General features: G+C 71.1%; 16 protein-coding genes. 8 read left to right on the plus strand and 8 right to left on the minus strand.

Features of this window, described 5'->3' with window-relative positions:
- Window positions 1-173: 173 nt before the first annotated feature.
- From ACFY2A_RS00005 to ACFY2A_RS00015, 3 genes are read right to left on the minus strand one after another with little or no spacing between them, the layout of a single operon-like run.
- Complete coding sequence (locus tag ACFY2A_RS00005) at window positions 174-1,382, minus strand: ABC transporter substrate-binding protein (protein WP_363923440.1); 1,209 nt, start codon at window positions 1,380-1,382, stop codon at window positions 174-176.
- Window positions 1,379-1,783: a roadblock/LC7 domain-containing protein gene (locus ACFY2A_RS00010; RefSeq protein WP_093408465.1), complete on the minus strand. Its 405-nt coding sequence runs from the start codon at window positions 1,781-1,783 to the stop codon at window positions 1,379-1,381. Before ACFY2A_RS00010 ends, ACFY2A_RS00005 begins: the two co-directional genes overlap by 4 nt.
- Before the next feature lie 38 nt (window positions 1,784-1,821).
- Window positions 1,822-4,326, minus strand: a complete 2,505-nt coding sequence (locus ACFY2A_RS00015) for a nitrate- and nitrite sensing domain-containing protein (RefSeq protein ID WP_363923443.1) — start codon at window positions 4,324-4,326, stop codon at window positions 1,822-1,824.
- 325 nt (window positions 4,327-4,651) lie between these two features.
- Here ACFY2A_RS00015 and ACFY2A_RS00020 point away from each other — a divergent pair, with 325 nt between their 5' ends.
- Window positions 4,652-6,703 (plus strand): copper-translocating P-type ATPase, encoded by a 2,052-nt coding sequence (locus ACFY2A_RS00020; RefSeq protein WP_387166446.1) that lies wholly within the window; start codon window positions 4,652-4,654, stop codon window positions 6,701-6,703.
- 61 nt (window positions 6,704-6,764) lie between these two features.
- Window positions 6,765-7,196, plus strand: a complete 432-nt coding sequence (locus ACFY2A_RS00025; RefSeq protein WP_387166449.1) for a DUF2000 family protein — start codon at window positions 6,765-6,767, stop codon at window positions 7,194-7,196.
- Here ACFY2A_RS00025 and ACFY2A_RS00030 read toward each other — a convergent pair.
- On the minus strand, window positions 7,171-7,992 hold the full coding sequence (locus ACFY2A_RS00030; RefSeq protein ID WP_387166452.1) for an AraC family transcriptional regulator: 822 nt from the start codon (window positions 7,990-7,992) through the stop codon (window positions 7,171-7,173). The genes ACFY2A_RS00025 and ACFY2A_RS00030 overlap by 26 nt on opposite strands.
- A 129-nt stretch (window positions 7,993-8,121) precedes the next feature.
- Between ACFY2A_RS00030 and ACFY2A_RS00035 the strand changes: the two genes are divergently transcribed.
- From ACFY2A_RS00035 to ACFY2A_RS00045, 3 genes are read left to right on the plus strand one after another with little or no spacing between them, the layout of a single operon-like run.
- The gene (locus ACFY2A_RS00035; RefSeq protein ID WP_363923766.1) at window positions 8,122-8,703 is read left to right on the plus strand and encodes a copper chaperone PCu(A)C; all 582 of its coding nucleotides are present in this window, start codon (window positions 8,122-8,124) and stop codon (window positions 8,701-8,703) included.
- Window positions 8,704-8,720: 17 nt separating this feature from the next.
- A complete protein-coding gene (locus ACFY2A_RS00040) occupies window positions 8,721-9,920 on the plus strand; it encodes a Dyp-type peroxidase (protein ID WP_387166455.1) in 1,200 nt (399 codons plus the stop codon).
- Window positions 9,921-9,937: 17 nt separating this feature from the next.
- Window positions 9,938-10,567: a copper resistance protein CopC gene (locus ACFY2A_RS00045; RefSeq protein ID WP_387166458.1), complete on the plus strand. Its 630-nt coding sequence runs from the start codon at window positions 9,938-9,940 to the stop codon at window positions 10,565-10,567.
- A gap of 41 nt (window positions 10,568-10,608) precedes the next feature.
- Here ACFY2A_RS00045 and ACFY2A_RS00050 read toward each other — a convergent pair whose 3' ends face one another.
- The 3 genes from ACFY2A_RS00050 to ACFY2A_RS00060 form a co-directional block, all read right to left on the minus strand.
- Window positions 10,609-11,709 (minus strand): L-dopachrome tautomerase-related protein, encoded by a 1,101-nt coding sequence (locus tag ACFY2A_RS00050; protein WP_387166461.1) that lies wholly within the window; start codon window positions 11,707-11,709, stop codon window positions 10,609-10,611.
- Between the two features lie 139 nt (window positions 11,710-11,848).
- Window positions 11,849-13,816 (minus strand): ABC transporter ATP-binding protein, encoded by a 1,968-nt coding sequence (locus ACFY2A_RS00055; protein ID WP_387166464.1) that lies wholly within the window; start codon window positions 13,814-13,816, stop codon window positions 11,849-11,851.
- A gap of 223 nt (window positions 13,817-14,039) precedes the next feature.
- Window positions 14,040-14,375, minus strand: a complete 336-nt coding sequence (locus tag ACFY2A_RS00060; RefSeq protein WP_387166467.1) for a YnfA family protein — start codon at window positions 14,373-14,375, stop codon at window positions 14,040-14,042.
- Window positions 14,376-14,572: 197 nt separating this feature from the next.
- Here ACFY2A_RS00060 and crcB point away from each other — a divergent pair, with 197 nt between their 5' ends.
- The 3 genes from crcB to ACFY2A_RS00075 all read left to right on the plus strand — a co-directional run bounded on the left by crcB (window position 14,573) and on the right by ACFY2A_RS00075 (window position 16,123).
- On the plus strand, window positions 14,573-15,055 hold the full coding sequence (crcB, locus tag ACFY2A_RS00065) for a fluoride efflux transporter CrcB (protein WP_387166470.1): 483 nt from the start codon (window positions 14,573-14,575) through the stop codon (window positions 15,053-15,055).
- Entirely contained in the window at window positions 15,052-15,426 is a 375-nt protein-coding gene (locus ACFY2A_RS00070; protein WP_387166473.1) for a fluoride efflux transporter FluC, read from the plus strand. The genes crcB and ACFY2A_RS00070 overlap by 4 nt, the downstream gene beginning before the upstream one ends.
- Before the next feature lie 124 nt (window positions 15,427-15,550).
- Window positions 15,551-16,123 (plus strand): magnesium transporter, encoded by a 573-nt coding sequence (locus tag ACFY2A_RS00075; protein ID WP_387166476.1) that lies wholly within the window; start codon window positions 15,551-15,553, stop codon window positions 16,121-16,123.
- Window positions 16,124-16,154: 31 nt separating this feature from the next.
- Here the strand turns inward: ACFY2A_RS00075 and ACFY2A_RS00080 are convergent, their stop codons facing one another.
- The gene (locus ACFY2A_RS00080) at window positions 16,155-18,806 is read right to left on the minus strand and encodes an HAD-IC family P-type ATPase (RefSeq protein ID WP_387167452.1); all 2,652 of its coding nucleotides are present in this window, start codon (window positions 18,804-18,806) and stop codon (window positions 16,155-16,157) included.
- Window positions 18,807-18,889: the final 83 nt, after the last annotated feature.

Consider the following 18,889-nt stretch of genomic DNA (forward strand, 5'->3'; position numbering starts at 1 on the left):
CGGGGGGGGTGCGCTAACACCGTCCCGCGGCAGGTGGGCCGCCTCCTCCCCCCCCCCCCGCCCCCCCGCTTTTTTCTGGGGGGGGGGGGGGGGGGCCCCCCCCCCCCCCCACGGCTCGGCGTTGTCGTCCGACGGGATCGGTCCTCCCCGGCTGACCCGCGGGTACCGCCTGGTCAGCCGCCGAGGGTGGCCAGTTCCGAGACGACGACGTTGGTCAGTGCCCGACCGTCCCGGCGAACCTGGCGGAGGTACCACTTCTGGATCGGCGCGTGGGTGGACTTCGCGAACTGCCAGGGTCCACGAGGGCTGTTGAGCTGCCCGAGACCGGCGATCGCGGCGTTGATCTGCTGCGGGCTGGGGTTCGTGCCCGCTGCGGCGATCGCCCGGTCCAGCACGGCCGCCGCGTCGTACGACGCCATCACGATCGAGGTGGGTACCCGGCCCGGGTAGGCCGCGTTCCAGGCGGCGACGAATTCCCGGTTGGCCGCGTTGTCGAGGTCGGGTGAGTAGTTCAGACCGTTGTAGATGCCCTCGGCCGCGTCGCCCTGCTCGACCAGGCTTGCCGGCTCGGTCACGAAGCCCGCCGCGTAGAGCGGCAGGTCGGCGACGGGGGATTCGGCGTACTGCTTGACGAAGGTGATGGCGTTCTGCGCGTCGAAGAAGCAGTAGACCGCTTCGGCGCCGGACTCGGCGATCTCGTCCAGGTAGGGCCCGAAGTCCTCGGTGACCGGGAACGGACTGAAGACGGCTTTGCCGCCTGGGTTGGCCAGTCGGCCACCGAGGTCGGTGAACGTGTCGACGAATCCGCGCAACTCGTCGCGACCGCTCTGGAAGTCCGGCCCGATGGCGTAGACGCTGCCCTGACCGACCTCCTGCTTGACGAACGGTGCCATGGCCACACCGGGCTCGACGGAGATCAGGTTGGTGTGCCAGACGTATGTCACGTCGGTCACCGCCGGCCGCCCCAGTGCACCGACCAGCGGAACCTTGTGCTGGTCGATGAGCGGAAGGATCGCGGCGACGCTACCGCCGTTGATGATGCCGGTGATCGCCGAGACGCGATCCTGCTCCAGCAGCTTCGTCGCGGATTCGACCGTCACATCGCGTTCGTATCCCTCGTCGGCGACGATCAGCTCAGCCGGGTGGCCGCCCAGTTGTCTGCCGCGCATGTCCAGGTAGAGCTGGAAGCCGTCGCGCAGCTCGGAGCCCGGCGCCTCAAGCGACCCGGCCAGTGCGGTGATCATCCCGATCCGGATGGTCTGTCGCTCCGGCTCCGACCCACCGTCACAGGCGGCGGTGCCGGCGACCAGCACGCCGGTCAGCAGAGCTGCGACGAGTCGCCGGGCAGCCGCGGCGCGTCGGGCGGGGCGGCTGGCGTTCACAGCATCCCCAGCAACTGGGAACGCACCGCCGGGGTCAGCACCTCACCCATCCGGTTCGCCAGGTCGGTCATCTCGTACGAGACCTGGCCCACGTCGCAGACCGGGGACGCCAGCACGAGCAGCGAGGCCCCGTCGCTGAACGACATGCAGAACATGAAACCGCCGTCCATCTGGGTCACGTTCGAGATCACCGTCCCCGCCTGGAAGAACCGGGCGGCCCCGACCAGCAGGGCGATCAGACCGCTGCCGGTGGCGGCGAGCTGATCCGCCCGGTCGCGGGGCAGGCCGTGATTGTGTGCCAGGACCAGCCCGTCGGTGGAGATGGCCAGGGCATGACTGACCTCAGGAGTACGGCTCACGAAGTTCTGCAACAGCCAGCTCAGGTCGTTCGGGCTTGTCACGACGTCACTCCAGATCGGGGAGGGGTGGACAGTCAGCGTCAGAAGGAGTTGGGGGATCGGCGTCCGGCGACGCCCTTGGCGTAGGCCGACATGGCCGCTGCCACGGTTGCCGGATCCAGCTTCCGCTGCGGGTCCGCGCTCGGTTGCGGTGTATCGGGCACCAGATGGGGCTGCGGCACCCGGCGTGGCAACCCGACCTGGGTGGACGGCGCTGGAGTGGCGGTCGCCCACTTCTCACCGGCATCGACCGGCCAGATGACGGCCACCGAGTCGCCGTCGAGGGCGGTTTTGAACCAGCCGTTCACCGTCGGCCCGGCCGGCAGCCCCACCGCGGTGGGCTGGGGCTGGGCTGCTGGCTGGAACAGCGGTGCGGGTACGGGAGGCGCGGCGACCGAGTTGGGTGGCGCCGGGGTGCTCGCGCGTACCGCGCCGACCGCTCCGACACCGACCGGGACGCGCCCGACGTTCGGCATGGGGTTGCCGGAGCCGGCCACCGGGAGGCTGGCGCGGGTCCCGGAGGTCATGGCCGGACGCCCCCCGGTTGCGGAGGGTCGACCACGGCCCAGCTCGGGCTCCACCGGTTGCGGCTGCTGCACCGGCCGGCGTACGACGATCGATGCCGGCAGCGTGATCTCGGCCACCGTGCCGCCCGTCGGCCCGGGGCGCAGCTCGACCCGGACGGCGTGCCGGGCGGCGAGCCGGGCGACCACGGTCAGACCCATGGCCCGCACGCCCGACACGTCGATCGACGACGGGTTGGCGAGCGCCATGTTCAGTTGCTCGCACCGCTGGGTGGAGAGCCCGACGCCCTGGTCCACCACCTGCACGATCGCCCGGTCGGAGAGAGCGTGCCCGGTGACCAGCACCTCGGCCTCCGGCGGGGAGTACCCGGTCGCGTTGTCCAGCAGTTCGGCGACCAGGTGCACGATCTCGTCGACCGCCGTACCGGCGATCGCCAGTTCCTTGTCCACGGTGCCGATCCGGACCCGGGTGTAGTGCTCGATCTGGGACAGCGCGGCCTGGATCACGTGGTCGAGCGGAACCGGCTCCTGGCGTACCCGGGAGATGCCGGAACCACCGAGCACCAGCAGGCTCTGGTTGATCCGGGCCATCCGGGTCGCGAGATGGTCCAGTTGGTACAGCTGCTGGAGACGTTCGGGGTCGGCCTCGTCGCGCTCCACCTCGTCGACCTGGGCGAGCATCGCGTCCACCAGCCGCTGCTCACGTCGAGAGAGATGGACGAAGATCTCCGCGATGTTGGCCCGCATCACCGCCTGTTCGCCCGCGATCCGGACCGCTTCCCGGTGCAGTGCCCGGGTCGCGGTGGCCACTTCGGCGATCTCGTCGGAACCGGTGATCCGGAATTCCGAAACGGAACGGTCTGCCACCTCGTTGGGTTGCACGCTGCCGGGTGGAGCCGCGGTGAGCTCCCGGACGACGGCCGGTAGCCGGTCGTACGCCACCTTGGTCACCGTGTTGCGCAGCGACCGCAGCCGGCGGGTGATCCGCCGCGCCACCACACCGGTCAGTACGGCGGTGAGCGCCAGGACCAGGAAGATGCCGACACCCTGTAGCAGCGCGTTACGCAGCAGTTGCCCGCGCTCGGTCGACACCCGGTCGGCGACGGCGGCATCCAGGTCGCTCTGGATCCGGAACATCTGGCTGACCCAGCCGTCGGTGGCCTCGACCCAGGCGTCCGGGTCGACGACGAGCCGTCCGCCGGGCAGCGTCCGGCCCACCTGATCCTGAAGCCGTTGGGCGGCGACGACCTGGGGATCGGTACCGATCTGCTCCCAACTGGCCGCCCACCCCGGTTCGGCGAGGGCCAGGAAGGCGTTGGTGGCCTCGGCGTACCGGGCCTGGGCACCGACGATCTCCTGCTGTCCGGCCGGGGTCAGCTCGCCCCCGGCGAGGCTGCGCAGCACGATGACCTGAAGCTGACCGATCGCCTCGCCCGCCTCGGAGACCGCCACCGCGGCCCGGACGTCGTCGGCGATGTTCGTCGAGGTGTCGGTGGCCACGGAAGCGCGGAAGGTGAGCAGGTCCGCGACGAGAATGCGGTAGCTGAAGGCGATCGCGGACAGGGTGGCGCGAGGGCTGGAGCGGACCTGCTCGCGTACCGCGCCGAGCGCAGTCAGACCGGCATCGATCCGTTGCAGGGCGGAGTTCCCCGTCGCCACCTCGTCCCTGCGTTGCTGGAACTCGATGATCTCGGCATCGGTCCGGGCGACCTGATCGTCGAAGGCGGCGCTGGCGGCCTGGCTCTGGGTGGTCACCTCGACCGCCGCGATCACCCGTTCGGCCTGTAGGGCGCGGGCGAGCGCGCCAGCCTGGGTGGAGAGTGTGACGACGTCGTGCACGGTGCCCGCGTTGAGTACCTGCCGGACCGTGCCCTCAAGGGCCAGGCCGGCGAACCCCACGACGGCGATCAATGGTACGGCGACCAGCAGCCGTAGCAAGCGGACGATGCTGCCCCGGGCCAGCCATCCCCGGCGCACTTCGGCGTGGGTACGCACCGCGGCTGCCGCTGTAGCACGTGTCACCGGCGTACTCCGCCCCCTTGCCTCATCTACGTTGATCTCAGCAGGAACCGACGCAGGCGCCGGTTACATGGTGGAGGGTGGGCGTGCCTGCCCACGTCAGAGCGCCATTCCTACCACGATGTATCGGTTCACCTCTAGATCCCTACTCGGTCGCTCGCAGGTTGACTGACGTCTCGGACATGAACCGGAAGCACGATAGCGAAACTTGTTCAACCAATCGTTGTGAACGGATGGAGGAAAGGTCGAGGTCCGATCCGACTCGATCTTGTTATGCGCGACGGCCGATACCCCTATGGGGTATACGGTGGTGCCGGGAGGCGATGACATGTCCCACGGCGACACCCAGCACCACCCGAAACAGCACGGGCACGGCGGGCACGACAAGCATGCCGGGCATGATCCGGCGGCGTTCCGCCGCAAGTTCTGGCTGAGCCTGGCACTGACCGTGCCGATCGTGGCCACCAGTCACATGGTGATGGACTGGCTCGGCTACGAACTGGACTTCCCCGGGATCGGCCTGGTGGGGCCGGTGCTCGGCACGGTGGTCTTCGGCTACGGCGGCTGGCCCTTCCTACAGGGTGCGGTGCGCGAGATCCGAGACCGGGCGCCGGGCATGATGCTGCTGATCGCGATGGCCATCACGGTTGCCTACGCGGCATCGCTGGCCACCTCGTTCGGCGCCTTCGACCTGGACTTCTGGTGGGAGCTCGCGGCACTGGTGACGATCATGCTGCTCGGGCACTGGCAGGAGATGAAGGCGATCGGTCAGGCCCGAGGCGCCCTGTCGGCGCTCGCCGCCCTGCTGCCCGACGACGCCGAGCGGCTCGACCCGGACGGAGCGCCGCAACGGGTGGCGGTGGCCGAACTCGGCGTCGGCGACGTGGTGCTGGTCCGTCCGGGTGCCCGGGTCCCGGCGGACGGCACCGTGGTGGACGGTCGCGCCGAGATGGACGAGTCGATGATCACGGGCGAGTCGCGGCCGGTGTCACGCTCCACCGGTGACCGGGTGGTGGCCGGCACGGTGGCCACCGATGCGGCGCTGCGGGTCCGGATCGAGGCGGTCGGGGACGACACCGCGCTGGCCGGCATCCAGCGGCTGGTGAGCGAGGCCCAGCAGTCCAGCGGCCGGGCGCAGGTGCTGGCCGACCGGTTCGCCGCCTGGCTGTTCTACATCGCCACCGCGACGGCAGTGCTGACCCTCGTGGTCTGGTCACTGCTGGGCAATGTGGACGAGGCGGTCGTGCGCACGGTGACGGTGCTGGTAATCGCCTGCCCGCACGCGCTCGGACTGGCCATCCCGCTGGTCATCGCGCTGTCCACGGCGGTGGCCGCCAAGGGCGGGATCCTGGTCAAGGACCGGCTGGCCCTGGAGCGGATGCGCACGATCGACACGGTGCTGTTCGACAAGACCGGCACGCTGACCCGGGGCGAGCACGTCCTCACCGACGTCGCCGCCACCAGCGGCACGACCGAACGGGACGTACTCGCCATCGCGGCGGCGGTGGAGGCCGACAGCGAGCACCCCCTCGCCCGGGCGATCGTGACCGCCGCCGCTGACCAGAGCGACCAGCGGGCCGCGTCCGGATTCCACTCGATGACCGGCCGCGGCGTACGCGCCGAGGTGGACGGGGTGACCTACGCCGTCGGCGGTCCGGCGTTGTTGCGGGAACTCGACGTCGCCGTTCCGGACGACCTCGACGAGCACCGCCAGGACTGGTCGCGCCGTGGTGCGGCGGTGCTGTACCTGCTGCGCATCCACGACGGCGGGGCCGTCGTCCTCGGCGCCCTCGCGTTGGCCGATGAGGTAAGACCGGAGGCCCGGCAGGCCGTCGCCGACCTGCGGGAGCAGGGCATCCGCAAGATCGTGATGATCACTGGGGACGCCCGTCCGGTCGCCGATGCGGTCGCCGCCGACCTCGGATTCCGCTCCGGTGAGGACGAGGTCTTCGCCGAGGTGCTCCCGGCGGAGAAGGACGACACCGTGTCGGGCTTGCAGCAGCGCGGACTGCGGGTGGCCATGGTGGGCGACGGGGTCAACGACGCGCCTGCCCTGGCCCGCGCGAACGTCGGCATCGCGATCGGCGCCGGCACCGACGTGGCCATCGAGTCCGCCGGGGTGGTGCTCGCCTCCTCCGACCCGCGCGGCGTGAGCGGTGTGATCCGGTTGTCCCGGGCCGCGTACCGGAAAATGCTCCAAAACCTGGCCTGGGCCGCCGGCTACAACGTGGTCGCGCTGCCGCTCGCCGCTGGGGTCCTGGCCTGGGCCGGCGTGGCGTTGAGCCCGGCGGTCGCCGCCGTGCTGATGTCGGCCTCCACAATCGTGGTCGCGCTCAACGCCCAACTGCTGCGCCGCGTCGAACTGCGCCCACCGGATTGAACACCCGTCAGGTCAGTTTCGTACAAGACCCCGACGCTGTTGCGGGCCCAGACTCGGCGACATGGAAACCGTCACCGAGCCCGTACGCTTCGACACCAAGATCGCAGTCCTGCTCCGCGACGACCTGCCGACCTGGCAGCGACTCAACATGACCGCGTTCCTGGTAAGCGGCATCGGTCAGGCCGCGCCCGAGGTGATCGGCCAGCCGTACGCCGACGCGGACGGCACGCCCTACCTGCCCATGTTCCGGCAGCCCGTGCTGGTGTTCGCCGGTACGAAGGAGACGGTGACCGCCGCCCACCAGCGCGCCGTGACCCGCGGGCTGCCGCTGGCCGTCTTCACCTCGGACCTGTTCCGGACCGGCAACGACCGGGACAACCGGGCGGCGGTCCGCGCCGTCGGCCGCGACCACCTCGATCTCACCGGCCTGGCCATGTACGGGCCGAAGAACGCGGTGGACAAGATCCTCAAAGGGGCCCGGATGCACCCGTGAACCGGCGGTGACGGGTGTACTGGCCGGGGTTGAAGCCGAGGATCCGCTTGAAGTGCCGACTCAGGTGTGACTGGTCGTGGAAGCCGGCCGTGGCAGCCGCCTCCCGGGCCGGTACGCCCTCGCGCAGCAGTCGTCGGGCGAGATCCACCCGGCGGGAGATCAGATACTGGTGCGGACCGATACCGAAGGCCGCGGAGAAGGCCCGCACGAGGTGGGTCGGGTGGGCATGCAGCAGACCGGCGGCCTCCGCCAGGGTCAGTCCCACCACGAAGCGCTCGTCGAGCAGGTCACGTAGCCGCCGCGCGATCCGTGAATCCCGCAGCGATGTGACCACGGGCGTACGGCGGGCCAGTCGCGCCCGCAGCCGCTCGGCAACGAGTGCGAGATGCACCTCGGCGGCGAACTCGTCACCCGGCTCGGTCAGCCGTGCGTGCAGCAGATCGATCCGCCGCCGCAGGGCTTCGTCGTCGAAGGTCGGTCGGTCCACCGCCCGACCAGCCAGGCGTTCGTCGAGCTGCCCGGGGTCGAGATAGAGCACCCGTTTGCGGAACCCCTGCGAGGTGACGGGCGAGCCGTTGTGCGGCACGTTCGGCGGCAACAGCGTGACGACCTGCCGGAACGCGCCGTGCTCGTGGCGGTCCAGGTCGTACCGGACAACTCCCTCGTCGACCACGAGCAGCGCCCAGCTTTCGTGGGTGTGCATCGGGTAGGCGTGGTCGGTGAACCTGGCGTGCAGCACCTCGCTGATCCCGCTGACCGTGGGGGACCAGACCCGTACCTGCTGTCGCCCGGACACGGCCGAACTGTAGCTGCTCTGCCAGCGGCCACCACCGAAGCGCAAGTGACCAGGGCAACTGCGGCGGGCGGAACTTCCGGGCGGCACCGACCGACAAACCTCATGACATCGATCTTCGAGGGGAAGTTCATGGCCAGCGCCCTGCCTCGCCGGTTCCTGCGCCCGGCGGTCCTGTTCACCGGGGCCGCGCTCATCGTGTCCCTGGCCGCCTGCGGCGGATCATCCGGGGAGTCGTCGACCACTCCCACGCCGTCCGCCGCAGCCACCGTCGAGGCCGGCGTGCTGGGCGTACGCGATCCGTGGGTGAAGGCCGCCGACGAGGGGATGACGGCGGCCTTCGCCACGCTGGTCAACGACAGCGACACCGACGTCACGATCACCGGTGCCGCCACCGCGGTGTCGCCGATGGAACTGCACGAGATGGCCATGGCAGACGGCAAGATGGTCATGCGGGCCAAGCAGGGTGGCGTGGTGATCAAGGCCCGGAGCGAGTACAAGCTGGAACCGGGCGGCGATCACCTGATGTTGATGGACCTCGCCAAGCCGCTGCGGGCCGGAGACGAGCTGACCTTCACCCTCAGCTTCGCCGACGGGCGGACTCAGACGTTCCGCGCGGTGGCCAAGCCGTTCACCGGGGCGCAGGAGAGCTACGCCCCCGGACACGGCGAGCCGATGCCGGACATGCCGACGAGCCACAGCCCGGCACCGTGAGGCCCACCAGCCGGCCGGTGAGCCGGCGCGGCCTGCTCACCGGCGGCGCCCTGGCCGCCGGTGGCACGCTGGCCGGCGCCGCCGCGCTGGCCACCACCCGCAGCGAGCCAGCGGGACGCCCGCCGGAGCAGACGCCGGTGGCGGGGGTCGGCGAGGCGGTCGAACCGTTCCACGGGGTACGGCAGGCGGGAATCGTCACCGAACCACAGGCGCATGCCGCGTTCGTCGCCTTCACTCTGCGCCCCGGCACCGACCGGGCCGCCCTCGGGCGGCTGCTGCGGCTGCTCTCCGACGACGCCGCCCGGCTCACCCAGGGCCGACCTGCGCTCGCCGACACCGAACCCGAGCTGGGGCTGCTGCCGGCCCGGCTCACCGTCACCTTCGGCTTCGGCCCGGGACTGTTCGCCGCCGCCGGTCTCGACGACCGCCGCCCGCCCTCGGTGGTCGACCTGCCGGCGTTCCCGATCGATCGGCTGCAACCCCACTGGTCCGGCGGGGATCTGCTGGTGCAGATCTGCGCCGACGACCCGATCACCGTCGTGCACGCGCAGCGGGTCCTGGTCAAGGACAGTCGGCCCTTCGCCACGGTGCGCTGGGTGCAGCAGGGTTTCCGGCGGGCGGCCGGTGCCGAGCCGGGCCGGACCCAACGCAACCTCTTCGGCCAGCTCGACGGCACCGCCAACCCGAAGCCGGGTACGCCGGTGGACACGGCGGTCTGGATCGCCGATGGGCCGGACTGGTTACGCGACGGCACCACGCTGGTGGTGCGGCGGATCAGCATGAACCTGGAAACCTGGGACCTGCTCGGCCGCGTCGACCGGGAACTGGCCGTCGGTCGGCGGCTGGACAGCGGTGCCCCGCTGACCGGCACCCGCGAACACGACGAACCCGACTTCGCCGCCCTCGGCCCCGACGGCCTGACGGTCATCCCGGATTTCTCGCACCTCACCCGGGCGCATGTCACCGACGACCGGTTCCGGATCCTGCGCCGGCCCTACAACTACGATGGCGTACCCGCCGCCGACGGCACCGCGGACAGCGGGCTGATCTTCGCGGCGTACCAGGCCGACATCGCCACCCAGTTCCTGCCCATCCAGCAGCGGCTCGCCGAACGGGACCTGCTCAACGAGTGGACCACCCCGATCGGCTCCGCCGTCTTCGCCGTCCCGCCCGGCTGCCCGGAGGGTGGTTGGATCGGCCAGCAACTGCTCGACTGACGAGGAGAATGACCGCCATGTCCCGCCGCATACGCCGGCCGCTCGCCGCCGCCCTCGCCACCGCGCTGGCCGCCACCGCGCTGCTGATCGGGCCGGTTGCCCCCGCGTACGCGCACAACGTCCTGCGCAAGGCCACTCCCGCGCAGGACGCCGAGCTGACGAAGGCACCGACCAGGATCACCTTGGAGTTCCTGCAGAAGCTGAACCCGTCGTTCACCACCATCACCCTCAGCGACGCCGACAAGCAGCAGGTGGCCACCGGCGAGCCGGAGGTCAGCGGCACCAAGGGCACCGTCACCGTCGAGCCGCCGCTGGCCAACGGCGTCTACACCGTCGCGTACCGGGTGGTCTCCACCGACGGGCACCCCGTGCAGGGGTCGTACAAGTTCACCGTCGCCGAACCGACGGCCACCGCCGAACCGAGCCCCAGCCCTGCGGCGAGCGAGCCGACGGAGACGACGGCGGTCCCGAGCGCGGAGCCGACCCCGTCCGCCGCAGCCGCCAGCCCGGCCGCGAGCGGCTCCTCCGACGGCCCGGGCACGGTGGCGTTGCTGGCCGGCGGCGGGATCGTGTTGGCTCTGGTGGCCGCCGCGGCGGTGCTTCTGCTGCGCCGACGCAACGCCGTCGGGGGCGGCCCGGCGCGCTGAGCATCGTCGGGGCGGCACCCAGCGGTCAGCACCGGCGGGTCTCAGCGCAGCAGCACCGGTCCGGCGTCGATCCGGGTCCGGAACAGCGCGTACGGCTTGCGGCGCAGATCCCTGCCCTGCTGGAAGCTGGGCTGTCGATGCAGCTGGTTCGCGGTGACGTAGAGGTGCCCGTCCACCGCCACCGACAGGGTGTCCGGCCAGAGCAGCCGAGGATCGTGGACGACGGTCTCGTACCCGCCGTCCGGGCGTCGCCGCAGCACCGCGTTGTGCTCGTACGCGGTGAGGTAGATCCGCCCGGCGTCGTCGGTCTCCAGCCCGTCGGAGCCGGTGCCCTTGTCGCCCTCGTGGACCACTGTCGCGGCGACCTCGTCCGCCCCGGCGGACACGTCGGCGAGCGCGTCGGTGGCGACGCTGTACCACTGGCGCGATGCCAACGGACAGTAGTAGAGCCGGGAACCGTCGGCGGAGATGGCGATCCCGTCCGCGCCGATCGTCACCGGCGTCGGCGGCCCGTCGGCCGGCCGTTGCAGGAGGGGCCTCCCCTCCACCACCGGCCGGAAACGGGACACCGGCTCCGCCTTGGTCGAGGGATGGTCGTGCAGCCGTCGCCAGGAGGCACCGGTGGCCAGGTCGACCACGATGATCCCGTTCGACCCGGCGACCGCGGAGTCGGTGATGTACGCGAGGCCCGCCTCGCCGCGCCGCAGGTCGAAGCGCACGTCGTTGAGGTACGTGGTGGGCAGCGCCACGTCCGGCGGGAAGGTGATCACCTGGGAAACGGTGTCGCTGCCCAGGTCGATGCGAACCAGTTTGGGGCCGCCCGGCCGAGTCGGTTGGAACATCGGGCTGCCGGTGTCGAGCACCCAGAGCCGGTCGACGGGGTCGACCACGACGCTCTGCACCGAGACGAAGGCCCCCAAGTCGTCGTCGCCACGCGGCTGGTTCCACCGCTCGTCCGGGTACGGCACCTCGGCGCCGTCGCGCAGCTCGACCACGGTGGCGGGCACCTCGTCGCCCCAGCGGGGAAAGTTGACGAAGATCCGGCCGGTGTGCGAGACGCTGACCCCGGTGGGCATGGGCCCGGTGAAGGCGTGGATCAGTTCCAGCTCGCCGACGGGCTCGTCGGGCACCGGCTCGCTCATGCGCTGCTCCTGCCGTTGGGCCGCGTTCTGTCCGACCGTGCCCGAGCCCTACGAGACCCGGCCTGGGCCACCCCCGTTCCCGCCGTCGGATGACGCAAACGTGGCCGCGCGGCTTCCCCGCCCGACGCGCAAGCCGGTGTCAGCCGGCTGCCGGGTGCGGATGTTGCCGGGGAACGGGCGGACGGTCGGTGTCCGCGTAGCCGGCAGCCTGGAGGGCGAACAGGTCGGCGTACCGACCACCGGCGGGGACGAGTTCGTCGTGGGTGCCCTCCTCGATCAGACGACCGTGATGCAGCACGAAGATCCGGTCGGCGTGCCGGACGTTGGCCAGCCGGTGCGTGATCAGGATGGTGGTGGCCCGGCCGCGTCGGTCACGGATGGCCTGGAACAGCGCGTCCTCGGCGCGCGGATCGAGCGCGGAGGACGGCTCGTCCATCACCAGCAGTTCGGCGTCGCGGAGGAAACCGCGAGCCGCGGTGATCCGCTGCCACTGCCCGCCGGAGAGGTCCTGTCCCTTGGCGAAGGTGCGGTCGAGCAGCGTCTCGTATCCGTGCGGCAGCTCGCGGATCATCTCGTCGGCGACCGCCCGGGCGGCGGCGGCCTCGATCCGGTCCTGCCGGGCCTCGGTGTCGATGTCCCCGATGGCGATGTTCGTGGCGGCGGTGAACGGCCACTTGTGGTACTCCTGGGTGACCACGGCGATGCGACCGCGCAACTCGTCGCGGTCCAACTCGGACAGGGGCCGTCCGTTCCAGCGGATCACACCGTCGCTGGGCGTACGCAGGGCCGCGATCATCGCGGCCAGGCTGCTCTTGCCGGAACCGTTCTCCCCGACGAAGGCCACGGTCTGCCCGGCCTCGATGGTCAACGTCACCCGGTCGACGGCCGCGCTTTCCCGGTCCGGATACCGCAAACTCACCTCGTCCACGGTCAGCACGCGCAGCCGGTCGGGTGTCGCCGCCTGCGCCGGTTCCGGCAGGTAGGTGGCGGCGCGGGTCATGAATCCCGTGTAGTCGCGGAAGTGCTGGCCCTCGGTGTAGACGCGGTCCATCTGGAAGGTCACCACGGCCAGTGAACGCTGCGCCGCCTGCACCGCGATCACACAGGTCGCCGCCGCGGCGAGCGGGATCTGCCCGTCGATGAGCAACAGCCCGAGCAGCACGTAGACCACGGCGGTGGCGACGCCCCCGATCATCGAGCCCACCGTGACCGTCGTGGTCACCCGACGGGCCAGGGCCAGCTCGATGTCGGTCTCCACCGCCATCACCCGGTCGTACTGGTCCAGCAGGAACCGACGCAGGCCGTACGAGCGCAGTTCCGGTGCCGACGCCCGTTCGGCCATCAGCCGGTGCAGTAGCCACATCCGGCGTCGCCGGACCGAACCGGCGATGTAGGTCTGGTACCGCAGGTGCCCCGCCCGCAGCGACGCCCACGCGTTCGGCAGGGTCGCGACCAGTAGCGCCGGCAGCAGCAGCGGATGAATCACCACGACGGCCACGGTCACCGCGATCACCCCCACCAGCCCGGCGAGCAGATTCATCGAGGCGGGCACCAGGGCGACGGCGGAATCGGTGCCCCGGGAGGCACGCTCCATGTCGTCGGCGAAGGCGTCCGCGTCGAATGCCTCCAGTCGCACGGCCGTGGTCACCTCGAACAGCCCTCGCTCCACCTCCCGGCTGACCCTGGGCGTCAGCCCGTTGAGGGCGTAACCGGTGGCGATCGCCATGCCGGACCGCGTCGCGGTCGCGGCAGCGAGCACCGCGAGCGCCGGCAGCGCGGCCGCCACCTTCTCCCCGGTCGGCCCACCAGCGAACAGCTCCACCAGCACCCGCTGGGTCGCGAGCAGCCCGAACGCCGACATCACGCCGCCACCGACCGTCGCGACGGCGACCACCGAGGTACGCAGCCGGTCGGCCCGCCAGCTGATCCGCAGGGCCGCCCAGATCAGCCGGGGCAGTTCGGCGAAGACGGCGAGCAGGCCGGCCTGGGTCCGCGCCCGCATGCCCGTCTCCCACCACATGGCCCGCATCTCGGGGAGCACCGACTCTCCGGCCGGTGCCCCGGCCTGCTCCGCTCGGTCACGACGCCGGGTCGACGTGGCGGCCATGGCGACACCTCCAGGGGTCGGCGACACGTGGCGGTCGCCTCCGCCGGGCCTCGGCACCGTCGATGAGCGGACACCGCTGACATAGCCAAAGGCGACCAACCAGCTACTTATAGTCACCGTCGATGCGGCGGTGGTCCAGCCCTGTCGGCGTGCCGAACCGCCCGACCCGCCCGCCGGGCTCCGGTCATCGCCGCTCGGCACATCCCGGCTACGGTGTGCGGCGTCAGGCGCCGCGCGGGGCGTACATGATGATGGCGACGCCGAGCAGGCAGACCGCCGCCCCGGTGAGGTCCCACCGGTCCGGGCGGAAGCCGTCGAAGATCATCCCCCAGGCGAGCGATCCGGCGACGAAAACCCCGCCGTACGCGGCCAGGATGCGGCCGAAGTTCGGGTCGGGTTGGAAGGTGGCGACAAAGCCGTACGCGCCGAGGGCAAGCACCCCGGCGGCGACGAACCACAGCCCCCGGTGCTCCCGCCAGCCCTGCCACACCAGCCAGGCCCCGCCGATCTCGGCGATCGCGGCCAGGGCGAACAGCAGTACGGAACGCAGCACGGTCACCCGCGGCACCCTACCCGCACCGATGCGGGGGCAGCGGTCGTGCGATCACCGATCCGGTCGTGGTGGCGCTATCCTCGCGACAGGCGCCCCCGAGTGCGCCCGTGGCGGTGGGGCCCGCCACCTCGCCGGTGCGGGACAACCGCGGCCTCCGCCGCCAACGGTCCCTGCCAGGGCACATCTGCTGGTAGGGGGCAGCCGTGGATTCACCACAACCGCCGGTCGATCCGGATGTTGATCTCAGCGTCCCGCGTCAACGCGCGGAACTGCGGAGCGGGTCCACCAGCCTGCTCGCCGCGATCGCCGTCGGCGGGATGGTCGGCGCGGTGGTGCGACACGGGCTGGCCGTGGCCTTTCCACACCCACCTCGCGGTTTTCCCTGGGCCACCTTCGCCGTGAACGTCTCGGGCTGCCTGCTCATCGGCGTGCTGATGGTGCTGATCACCGAGGCGTGGACCGCGCACCGCCTGGTCCGGCCCTTTCTCGGCGTCGGTGTCCTTGGCGGCTACACCACCTTCTCGACGTACGCCGTCGAGGCGCAGCAGGCGGTGGCGGCCGGCGCGGCGCGGACCGGCCTGTTGTACCTCGCCGGCACCCTCGTCGCCGCCCTCGTCGCCGTCCGGGTGGGCCTGACCCTGACCCGGCTGGCGACCGGAGTCGACCGCAACCGGAGCACCGGATGACCGTCATCCTGGTGGCGCTCGGTGCCGCCCTCGGTGCGCCGCTGCGCTACCTCGTCGACCGGGCAGTGCAGGCACGTCACGACTCCGTCTTCCCGTGGGGCACCTTCGTGGTCAACGTGGTGGGCTCACTTCTCCTCGGCGTGCTGATCGGTGGCGCCGCCGTGGGCGCGGTGCCCGGATCCCTGGTCGCCCTGCTCGGCGTCGGCCTGTGCGGTGCACTGACCACCTACTCGACGTTCGGCTACGAGACGGTTCGGCTCTTCGAGACCGGCGCTCGCTTCTACGCGCTGTTCAACGCCGGTGTCAGCGTCGTCGCCGCGCTCGGTGCCGCGTTCGTCGGGGTCGCCCTCGCCGAGACGCTGTGGGCCTGACCTCAACGGGTTCGCCCAGGGGATGCGGCGGATAGGTTCGGATCATTGAGCCGGCCGCGAGGATCATCCAGCCGGCCGCGATCCGGTTCCCGACGACGACGGCGCCGCCGGTGGAGGTGATCGGATGACCGCGACGTTGCAGCAGCTTGTCGAGCGCAACGACCTGGGTCTGATCCGCCGGTGGCTCGATGACCACCCGCCGCACGAGATCGCCGACGCGCTCGCCCGGCTGGACGGCGTGGCCGCCGGGGTGCCGTTCCGGCTGCTGGACAAGGACCGTGCGCTTGCGGTCTTCGAGGAGCTGGAACCGGTCGACCAGCGGAGCATCCTGATGGGCCTACGTGATCTGACGTTCCACGATCTGGTCGAGGGGATGGACCCCGACGACCGGGCTCGGATGCTCACCGAGGCACCGGCGAAGGTCGCCCGGGTCGGCCTGCTGCTCGGGACGATGCTGGCGTTGGTCGGTCTGGTGGTCGGCGCAGTGGTGGTCGGCGGACAGATCGCCCTCATCGTCGGGATCTCCCTGATAGTGATCTGCGCCTGGGCCGCCACCGTCGGTGCCACCATGCCGCTGCTGGCCAAGAGGCTGCGCATCGACCCGGCCGTGGTGTCGGCACCGATGGTGACCACCCTGGTCGACGCCACCGGTCTGATCATCTACTTCGCCGTCGCGCACACCGTCCTCTCGCTGTGACCGGAGGCCGGCACGCCCGGGGTGGGACTACTCAGCCGAGATTGGGGCGCAGCCGCTTGTCGACGGCGACCACGACGGCGGAAACCACCCCGACGGCCAGGATGCGCAACCACACGTCGGGCCCGATCGGCGCCGTGCCGAAGAGCGCGTTCATCGGTGGCAGGTACGTGATGGCGAGTTGGCACAGGGCCTGCGCGGCGACGCCGAGCAGCAGCAGACGGTTGGTGAAGAAGCCGATCCGCCATGCCGACCGGGTCAGCGACCGGCAGCTGAAGAGGTAGAACGTCTCGACCACGACGAAGACGTTCATCGCGGCGGTACGCGCCTGCGCGACATCGGCACCGTTGGAGTACTCCCACTGGAACACCCACCACGCCCCGGCCACCAGCAACGTGGCCACCAGCAAGATCCGGATCACCACCGCACCGGTCAGCAGCGGCCGGTCCGGGTCGCGGGGCGGCCGTCGCATGATGCCGCGTTCCTTCGGCTCGAAGGCCAGCATCAGGCCGAGCAGGACCGCGGTGGTCATGTTGATCCAGAGGATCTGGGTGGGCAGCAGCGGCAGGGTGGCACCCAGCAAGATGGCGACCAGCACCACCAGCCCTTCACCGAGGTTCGTCGGCAGCGTCCACACGATGAACTTGGTGATGTTGTCGAAGACCCCGCGGCCCTCCTCCACCGCGGCCTCGATGGTCGCGAAGTCGTCATCGGTGAGGACCATGTCGGCCGCTTCCTTGGCCACCTCGGTCCCGGAGCGGGCCATCGCGATGCCGATGTTCGCCTGCCGCAACGCAGGGGCGTCGTTGACCCCGTCACCGGTCACCGCGACCACGTGACCCCGTTGCTGAAGCGTCTCGACCAGCCGGAGTTTCTGTTCCGGGGAGACCCGGGCGAAGACGGCGGCCCGGTCCACCGCCTCGGCGAACCCCTCGGCGGGCAGTTCTTCGAGATCCGTGCCGGTGACCACCCGGTCCGGCCGTTCGGAGTCGAGCAGCCCGAGCTGGCGGGCGACGGCGCCGGCCGTCGCCGCATGATCCCCCGTGATCATCTTGACGTCGATGCCCGCCGAGTGGCATGCCCGTACCGCCGGGGCCGCGGCGCTGCGGGGTGGATCGAGCATCGCCTGCAACCCGGTGAGGACCAGGGTGCCGGGCAGCGCGACCTCGTCGAAGCCGTCGTCCGGACCGTCCGGTGGTCGTACGGCGGTGGCCAGCACCCGCAACCCGCGACCGGCCAGTTCCTCGGCCGCCCGGAGCGCGGTGTCGGCGCGGAGCGGGCGGATCTCCCCGTCGGCACCCATCTCGCCCCGACACATCGACACGATCCGCTCGACGCCACCCTTGGCCAGGACCACCGCGCGGCCCGTGGACCGCTCGTCGTGCAACGTCGCCATGTACTGCCGCTTCGAGTCGAAGGGGATGGTGTCCCGGCGCGGATAGTCGGCGGACAGCCGGCCGTGGTCGATCCCCACCTTCGCCGCGACCACCTGCATCGCGCCCTCGGTTGGATCACCGGCCAGCAGCCACTCGTCGTCCTGCTCGCGTACCCGTGCGTCGTTGCATCCGGCACCGGCCAGCAGGGACCAGCGCAACGCCGCACCGCCCCGGCCGGCGTCGCGGACCTCCCCTTCCGGCCGGTAGCCGGAGCCGGTCACCTCGAACTCGGCGTCCGGGGTCCACAGCGCCCGGACCGTCATCTGGTTCTCGGTGAGGGTGCCGGTCTTGTCCGAGCAGACGACCGTCGTGCTGCCCAGCGTCTCGATCGCCGGCAGACGACGGATCACCGCCCGTCGCCGGGCCATCCTGGTCACCCCGATCGCCAGGGTGATGGTGACCGCCGCCGGCAGCCCTTCGGGGATCGCACCGACGGCGAGCGCCACGGCCGCCGTGAACGTCTCGACCACGTCCTGGCCGCGGAGCAGGCCGACCGCGAAGGTCACCGCCGCCAGCACCAGGATGATCACGGTCAGCACCTTGCTGAACCGGGCCAGCTTGCGGGTCAGCGGGGTGGCCAGCACCTCCGCCGCACCGACCAGACGATGGATCTGGCCGAGTTCCGTCTCGGCTCCGGTGGCCACCGCGATACCGGCCCCGCCGCCCGCCGCGACGAGCGTGCCCGACCAGACCATGTTGCGCCGGTCGGCGACCGGTGTACCCACCGGCAGCTCGGCCTCCAGCTTGTCCACCGGCACGGATTCACCCGTCAGCGCCGACTCGTCGACCCGTAGTTCGGCCAGCCGGACCAACCGCAGATCCACCGGCACCTTGTCGCCGGCCTCCAGCACCACCAGGTCACCGGGGACCAGGTCGTCGGAGGAGATCGCCCGCAACTCGCCGTCGCGGATCACGCGCGCCTCGGTCCGCACCATCGAGCGCAGGCTGTCCAGGGCCGCCTCGGCCCGCGACTCCTGGGCGTACCCGATCCCGGCGTTGATCAGCACCACCGCGAAGATCACCGCGGAGTCGACGTACTCCCCGAGGACCGCGGTGACCACGCCGGCCGCGATCAGCACGTAGATGAGCGGGTTGTGGAACTGCCGCAGGATCCGACGCAGCAGGCCGCCACCACCGGCGGCGGGCAGCACGTTGGGCCCGTACCGTTCCCGCCGCCGGGTGGCCTCGGCGCTACTCAGGCCACGCTGCGGATCCGTCTCCAGCAGCAGCACCACCTCGTGGGCGGACATGCCGTGGTGTTCGTTGGACCGCGACGTCCCCGCCGACTGTTCGAGCGTCACCGTCACCCCGCCGACGATCAGAGAACCGGACC

It is taken from the genome of Micromonospora sp. NPDC000442 (genome assembly GCF_042898635.1).
GTDB lineage: Bacteria > Actinomycetota > Actinomycetes > Mycobacteriales > Micromonosporaceae > Micromonospora.